This window comes from Nostoc sp. ChiQUE01b (genome assembly GCF_034531255.1).
In the GTDB taxonomy this organism is placed as follows: domain Bacteria; phylum Cyanobacteriota; class Cyanobacteriia; order Cyanobacteriales; family Nostocaceae; genus Nostoc.
Map to the genome: position 1 here is coordinate 43,675 of NZ_JAVRBM010000066.1, position 7,398 is coordinate 51,072.

At 41.5% G+C, this 7,398-nt stretch carries 4 protein-coding genes; 1 reads left to right on the forward strand and 3 read right to left on the reverse strand.

Going from position 1 to position 7,398, the window contains the following annotated elements:
- Window positions 1-182: 182 nt before the first annotated feature.
- A complete protein-coding gene (locus RMY63_RS30840; RefSeq protein ID WP_322732365.1) occupies window positions 183-1,670 on the reverse strand; it encodes an MOP flippase family protein in 1,488 nt (495 codons plus the stop codon).
- Between the two features lie 931 nt (window positions 1,671-2,601).
- Here RMY63_RS30840 and RMY63_RS30845 point away from each other — a divergent pair.
- Window positions 2,602-3,858: a polysaccharide pyruvyl transferase family protein gene (locus RMY63_RS30845; protein ID WP_322732366.1), complete on the forward strand. Its 1,257-nt coding sequence runs from the start codon at window positions 2,602-2,604 to the stop codon at window positions 3,856-3,858.
- A 126-nt stretch (window positions 3,859-3,984) separates the two neighbouring features.
- Here the strand turns inward: RMY63_RS30845 and ilvD are convergent, their stop codons facing one another.
- The gene (ilvD, locus tag RMY63_RS30850) at window positions 3,985-5,670 is read right to left on the reverse strand and encodes a dihydroxy-acid dehydratase (protein ID WP_322732367.1); all 1,686 of its coding nucleotides are present in this window, start codon (window positions 5,668-5,670) and stop codon (window positions 3,985-3,987) included.
- 290 nt (window positions 5,671-5,960) lie between these two features.
- A partial coding sequence (locus tag RMY63_RS30855) for a calcium-binding protein (RefSeq protein WP_322732368.1) occupies window positions 5,961-7,398 on the reverse strand: 1,438 nt, incomplete at its 5' end.

Sequence of the window (7,398 nt, forward strand, 5' to 3'; positions counted from 1 at the left end):
AGTCGTTAGCAACAAACAAAACTATATTCCAAAAAGTAAATACATCTCAAAGTTTTACTGCTAAAAAAGGAAAAATTACTAGTCCTATAGTAAAATTTTTGCCCAAGAATTTTTCTTGATAGCTGAAGTTGAAATAGGCATTGCCCAATCAAGCGATGATTTAGCAATGCCAGAATTTATTATTATCTTTTACTGTGTCCCAATTTTTTAGATATCAATGGGTTAACTATCTCAAGTATTTGCTGTACTATCTTTGGTGCAAGCAATACAATAAGCACTCCATAGGTTATGGCACCCAACAATATGCAAACAGCTAATAATGTTTGTAAGTTTATGAGGTTTTTCAGGAAGTGTCTAGCCGCAAAAATTACAACTGTCATACCCAGGACTCCAGTTAATGGAATCACATACTGCCGCAGATAAACAATCAATTTTATACCAATTAATTTACGAATTAACCACAGATCTACAGGCGTCAATAAGTAACTGCGAATCACATAAACTGCTGCAACAGCTACAATTCCCCAGTGTACAGCAATTGCAAAACCGATAACATTTGCTACGGAGTGCATAAAGTTTAACTTCAGTTTCCAAGCCGGTTTACCCATCGCTGTGATTACAGTACCGTTGAAGTAGGTAACTGAATGAACAATACCAATAAAAGCAAGTATTTGCATCACTGGAATACTTGGCAACCATTGTTCTCCGAACAAAACTCTTACTAATTCGGGTGCTAATGCTGCCATACCCAAAAATGCTGGAAAAGAAATCAGACTTGTAAGTTGCGTTACCTGATAAAAAGCATTTTTCAACTTTTCAGGTTCTTGCTGTAACCTAGAAAATGCAGGTATCGCTACCTGATTGATCACGCCAGTTAATAACTGTGTAATTATTAAGAGCAAGCGATAAGCGACGGAGTAATAACCCAAAGCAACTGGGCCTAGATAATAACTAATTAATAAGTCATCAGATCTGCGATTAACAAAGTTGAGTATTTGGGTTCCAACTACATTAATACCAAAAGAAAATAATTCATGAAAATGCCTTTGAGAAAACTTGAATCTTGGTCGCCAATTGCTGGCCGACCAGAGAACTACAACCTTAGCCAAACCATTTACTAACTGCTGACTAACTAGACTCCAAACACCAAAGCCCATAAAAGCCATTGTCACGCCAACCACACCACCTAAACATACTGCTACCAGTTCGCGTATCGCTAGGGGTTTGAAATCAAGATTGCGTTGAAAAATTGCTTCCTGAGTACTACTCAGGGAAATAATTACAAAACTGAGAGATAACCAACGAATGATTGGTGTTAACTCCGGTTGAGAAAAAAAGTTGGCAACCAATCCAGCCGCTGCAATACTCAAAGCCGTCATTACCAAGCCGATGACAAAGTTAGTCCAAAAGGCTGTATCGAGATGTTCTGGTTCCAGTTCCTTTCGTTGGATGATCGCTACAGAAAATCCTTGGTCAAGAAAAATACCTACGAATGCCAGGAATATAGTAGCTGAAGCAACTAAACCAAAAGTCTCAGGCCCAAGCAGACGAGCAAGCAGCGCAAAAACAACAAAGGCGATCGCTTGGCGTCCCCAATTTTGAATTGCAGACCAAAATACACCTTTTAACGCCTTCTGTCGAAAATTCGATGATTCTTTAGGTGGTTCCATTGGGTAAGTCTCTAAAAAAAATTAATTCCTTCTGCTTGTATTTGGTATGGCTACAGGTATGGTGGTGATTTTTTTGAGCAAAAAACTGTTACTGCAATGAACTCAATCCTTTCAAACAAGGCTTGTTAGAGAAATCGAATCAAAAAAATACCCAAACGTTGCTTTCGCCCCAAGGCGAAAGCGCCAGAAATATAGTTGATAGGCAATAATATTGTCGATTCGGCTGGGCATTTTTATTGGCAAGTGTCTTAAAAGACATTGTTCCTAACAATACCCTATTATGATTGTGGATACTTCCTAACCGGAATTATAAACTCCAAACTTCACCAACTATCAAACCGTCATCAATAAAGTACAAAGTTAAATATATTACATAAAGTGCTTTTTTATTCATGAGATTTAAGTATATTGCCCACACTGTAGTCATCCTAACGCATAAAGACTTACGAACTGAAGTCTGAAACTGACGCAACTGCAAGAATTGAAGAACAATTCACAAGTCAGAATTCACGAGTCAAGGCGGAAAGTTCCGTCTACCGCCAGAATCAAGACAGTGGGGAATTTACGAGTAAGCCTTAAAAAGCGGGAAATACAGCAGTCCCTGGAAGGTGTTGCCTAATTGCAGTATGAATCCAGATGTAGAGACGTTCCAACACAACGTCTCTACAATAATTTTGATATATGCACAATCGTTTTGATACATGAAATCAGCAACGCCAATTAGCAAAGCAGGATGCAGCTTCTGAAAACTGTGAAATCAGGTATTTCCATCCCGGAATTTTTCCCTCTTAATATGGTCTGTTTGGACGCTATCCGGGGTTCAAAATTGAAGAAGTTTTTTTTGCCAACAGAGTTTAAAAAAAGTTAAAAAAAATAAAATTCGTACTATACTAAACAAAAGTTCAAATCTGTTAATAATCTTTAAAAATAAATGAAACAAGATATCTTGTCTCTTTTTCTGAACGCATATGCTACTAAATTAAGGCTAATGCGGATTTTTAACCATGCTCGCAATCAGCAAAATCGTTCTATTCTTATACTGCCTCCCAGCAATTTTGGTAGTATTGGCGATGAAGCTATGATTACTGGAATTATTGATTATTTCAAAGATAAAGGTGTAGAAAAAATTGGATTAATTTCCTGTAGTCTATCTCCTGATTGGAACAATTTTAAAACAGAATCTCAAAATTTAAAAATTGTTCATCACATCTTTAGCGATTCATGGAAACAGTGGTTTGAATTTATAAAACTAGCTAGCACTTATGACCAATTTTATTGTCTGGGTGCCGACGTAATGGATGGCAAGTATAGTGAGTACCGATCTGCCAGAAGAATCCAATGTGCTGCATTAGCTAAGCAAACAGGTACAGATAGTGCTATACTTGGCTTTAGCTTCAATGAAGAACCAACGGAAAAAGTAGTTGAAGCTTTTCAAAAATTACCTTTAGATATCAAGTTATACGCTCGAGATCCAATTTCACAGAATCGTCTGATTCAGAAATTAAAAAGACCAATAGAACTAGTCGCTGACTTAGCATTTCTCGTGCATCCTGCTAGTAATGATGGACATCTATCAGATGTATTGAAATGGATTAAAGACCAGAAAATCAGTCAACGGGTAGTTCTTGGAATCAACGCCAATTCTCAAATAATTTCCCAACCTGACGAGCAAGATATTAATAAAATAATTCACATCTATGTAGAGGCTTTAACTGAAATATATTCTCAAAATGATAACGTCAGCTTCATACTAGTTCCTCATGATTTTCGCCATCCTGACAAGAAGTCTAGTGATATTGGTTTATCTGAGGCAATCTGGCAAGATCTTCCGGCAGAAGTGCAGTATCATTGTTTGAGGCTACCTGCACAGTTTAGTGCTAGACAAATCAAATCTATAGCTGGGAATCTTGATATGGTACTGAGCGGTAGAATGCATTTTGCTATTGCCTGTTTGGGGCAAGGAACTCCTGTCGCTTGCATAACCTATCAAGGTAAATTTGAGGGGCTATTCAGACACTTTGAGCTAGAGGGAATGCTAATTAAACCTGAAGAGGCTCTTGAGGAGAGCAATCTAGGTAAATTAATCATTGCTTTGCTTGAGAAGCGAGATCATATCCGCAAAAATATTCAAAACAAACTTTCAAAAGTTCAGCAATTAGCGCAGGCTAATTTATACGATCAAGTTTAATTAGTAAGCTGCTCCACATTTAAATTGCATAATCAGGGCAGACAAAATGCTCACGCCACAAGACTTTCATCAAATTTAGATATGCGAATTAGATGTGGAACAGCTGATTACTCTCAAATTTTCACTTTAAAATAAATCTAAATCCGTTACCGCACCAACACTACTAGAAGATACCAACTTGGCATATTTCGCCAACACACCTTTTGTGTAACGTGGTGCAGGAGGTTGCCAATTAGCACGCCGACGAGCTAATTCTTCATCGGAGATATCTAACTGCAATAAACGAGCGGGTGCATCAATGGTAATGCGATCGCCTTCTTCCACAAGAGCGATCGCACCTCCAACTGCTGCTTCTGGTGCAACGTGACCAACTACCATACCATAAGTACCACCAGAAAAGCGTCCGTCAGTAATTAATCCCACAGCATCGCCCAAGCCAGCACCAATAATTGCGGAGGTGGGGGCCAACATTTCTCGCATTCCAGGGCCTCCCTTAGGGCCTTCGTAGCGAATTACCAAAATATCACCTGGTTGAATCTTACCCGCTAAAATCGCATCCAAGGAAGCTTCTTCGGATTCAAATACCCGTGCAGGCCCAGTAATTACTGGCTTTTTCACACCAGTAATTTTAGCTACAGCCCCTTCTGTTGCCAGATTACCTCTGAGAATAGCTAAATGTCCTTGGGCATACATCGGGTTGTTCCAAGGACGAATCACATCTTGGTTGGCTGCTGGTTCTTCTGGGATATCTGCTAATGTCTCTGCAATGGTTTGACCGCTGATGGTCAAGCAATCCCCATGTAGTAAACCATGTGTAAGTAGCATTTTCATCACTTGGGGAATGCCTCCAGCTTTGTGCAAGTCTGTAGCTACATATCTACCACTTGGTTTTAAATCACACAAAACGGGAACACGGGCGCGGATAGCTTCAAAGTCGTCTATAGTTAACTCTACCTCTGCGGCACGAGCGATCGCCAAGAAATGCAACACCGCATTTGTGGAACCACCCACCGCCATAATTACAGAAATGGCATTTTCGATAGATTTGCGGGTGATGATTTGTCGGGGTAAAATTTGTTTGCGAATAGCTTCGACTAAAACAAATGCCGATTTTTCTGTACTATCGGCTTTTTCGGCATCTTCCGCTGCCATTGTTGAGGAATAGGGCAAACTCATACCCAGCGCCTCGAAAGCAGAAGACATGGTGTTAGCCGTGAACATTCCACCACAGGAACCAGCGCCAGGACAAGCCCGACCTTCAACTTCTAATAATTCCTTTTCGTCAATTTTTCCAGCACTGTATTGACCAACAGCTTCAAAAGAACTGACAACAGTTAAATCGCGTCCGTTGTAGTGACCGGGTTTGATGGTGCCACCGTAAACAAAGATAGCTGGAATATTCATCCGAGCGATCGCCAGCATTGCTCCTGGCATATTTTTATCACAACCACCAATTGCCAACACCCCATCCATACTTTGTCCGGTACAGGCAGTTTCAATGGAATCAGCAATTACTTCCCGCGACACCAGGGAATATTTCATCCCTTCAGTTCCCATGGAAATGCCATCGCTAATGGTAATCGTCCCGAACACTTGCGGCATCGCCCCGGCAGATTTAATCCCAACTTCTGCCCTTTGCGCCAGTGTATTAATCCCCATATTACAGGGAGTGATTGTACTATAGCCATTGGCAATGCCCACAATGGCTTTGTTGAAATCTTCATCTTTAAAACCAACTGCACGCAGCATAGCTCGATTTGGCGATCGCTGCACCCCTTTGGTGACAATTTGGCTTCTCAAATTCTCCGACATCTTTTTTCCTTGTGTGCCATCATCGCTACAGTTGCGATTGTATTACCTGATTTTCTCATGCCTGGGGAGCGCGATCGATCCTGAGTAATTCTCGATGTTTCACCAAAAAAGTGTTGAGTAAGGAGTAGAGAAGATCAAAAAAGGGAGAAGCAAGCTAACCTCTCCCCCCGACTATTCAATTAACCTTACTTACAGCAGTTTCATTTATTTGAACCACATCTGTCGTAGGGGTACAGCATTGCTGTGCCCCTAGCGCGTGGTCTATTTACCTGAAAATAGCTGTAACTTAATTAAAGGATAATGTCGCTTCCAAGATTTCCTGCGGCTACAAATAGTGCTGGCGCTCCTGCGAGCTGAATATCGAACTCAGATTCCAAGCCGAAAACGAGATCGGTGTTAGCTCGAAGAATGCCTCCAATATAACTGACTTGGCCAACTGCGGTGAATAGGTTAGCCCCAATGAAAGTGAAGGCTTGGTTGCCTGCTAAAAATGGGTTAGCGTCAATGGTAGATAGATCGATTCGATCGCCTAATCCAGCGCCTAATCCAGCGAAGCCACTGATGACATCGCGCAACACACCAGGTTGACTCTCAGCAAGTGAGTTGAAGTCGAAAAGATCGTTACCTAAACCACCAGTGAGAAGATCGGTTCCATTACCACCAGTAATGGTATCGTTGCCAGCACCACCGTTAATGTTATCGTTGCCATTACCACCGGATAATACGTTATTTTGGCTGTCACCAACAATGTTGTCACCTGCATTTGTACCGATGACATTATCAAAGTTAACCGCAGTAAATGACAATGTTCCCAAACCAGGAACGTTATTTGCAGCCAAACTTTGGGTTTGCAGGTTAACAGTAATAGATACCCCAGGCAAAGATGCGGATGCATCTATGGTGTTATTGGCAACACTCGCATTTGCAATAACCTTTTCAACTTTAAAGAGTTGGTCTTGCCCGAATCCCCCTGCTTTTTGAACGGTTCCGACACCTGACAAAGTGATTTGACCTAGTTGACTGTAGTCTGCGGTATCTATGCCATCTCCACCATTAATGTTGTCATTACCTTGACTGCCTTTGAATGTGTCAGTACCAGCGCCGCCATTGAGGCTATCGTTGCCACCACCACCATCAATGCTGTCGTTGCCATTGCCTCCATTGATGGTGTCATTGCCACTACCACCAAAGATTGTATCGTTACCATCCAACCCAGAGAGTACATTATTAGCACTGTTGCCGTTGATAACGTTATTACGGGCGTTGCCTGTGCCGTTAATTGCTGCCAACCCTGTCAAAGTTAGGTTCTCCAAGTTAGCACTCAAAGTGTAACTAACTGAAGACTGTACAGTGTCTACACCGCCCAAAGCATCACCGAATACTTCGGTAGCGATATCCCCAACGTTGTCTACAATGTACAGGTCATCGTTGTCACCACCGTCTAGTCTGTCAGCACCTGTGCCGCCATTTACGGTGTCGTTGCCATTGCCACCAAAGATTGTATCATTGCCACCACCACCATTAATATTATCGTTACCATCCAACCCAAAGAGTGTATTATTGAAAGCGTTGCCGTTGATGACGTTGTTGCGGGCGTTGCCTGTGCCATTTGCTGCAAACCCTGTCAAAGTTAAGTTTTCTAGGTTACTGCTCAAGGTGTAGCTTACAGAAGCCTGTACAGTGTCTACACCGCCCAAAGCATCACCAAATACTTCGGTAGCGATATCC

Bases quoted from the DNA above. Each gene is read 5' to 3' on its own strand.
- RMY63_RS30840 (WP_322732365.1), bottom strand. From the start codon at position 1,670: ATGGAACCACCTAAAGAATCATCGAATTTTCGACAGAAGGCGTTAAAA.
- RMY63_RS30845 (WP_322732366.1), top strand. From the start codon at position 2,602: ATGAAACAAGATATCTTGTCTCTTTTTCTGAACGCATATGCTACTAAA.
- ilvD (WP_322732367.1), bottom strand. From the start codon at position 5,670: ATGTCGGAGAATTTGAGAAGCCAAATTGTCACCAAAGGGGTGCAGCGA.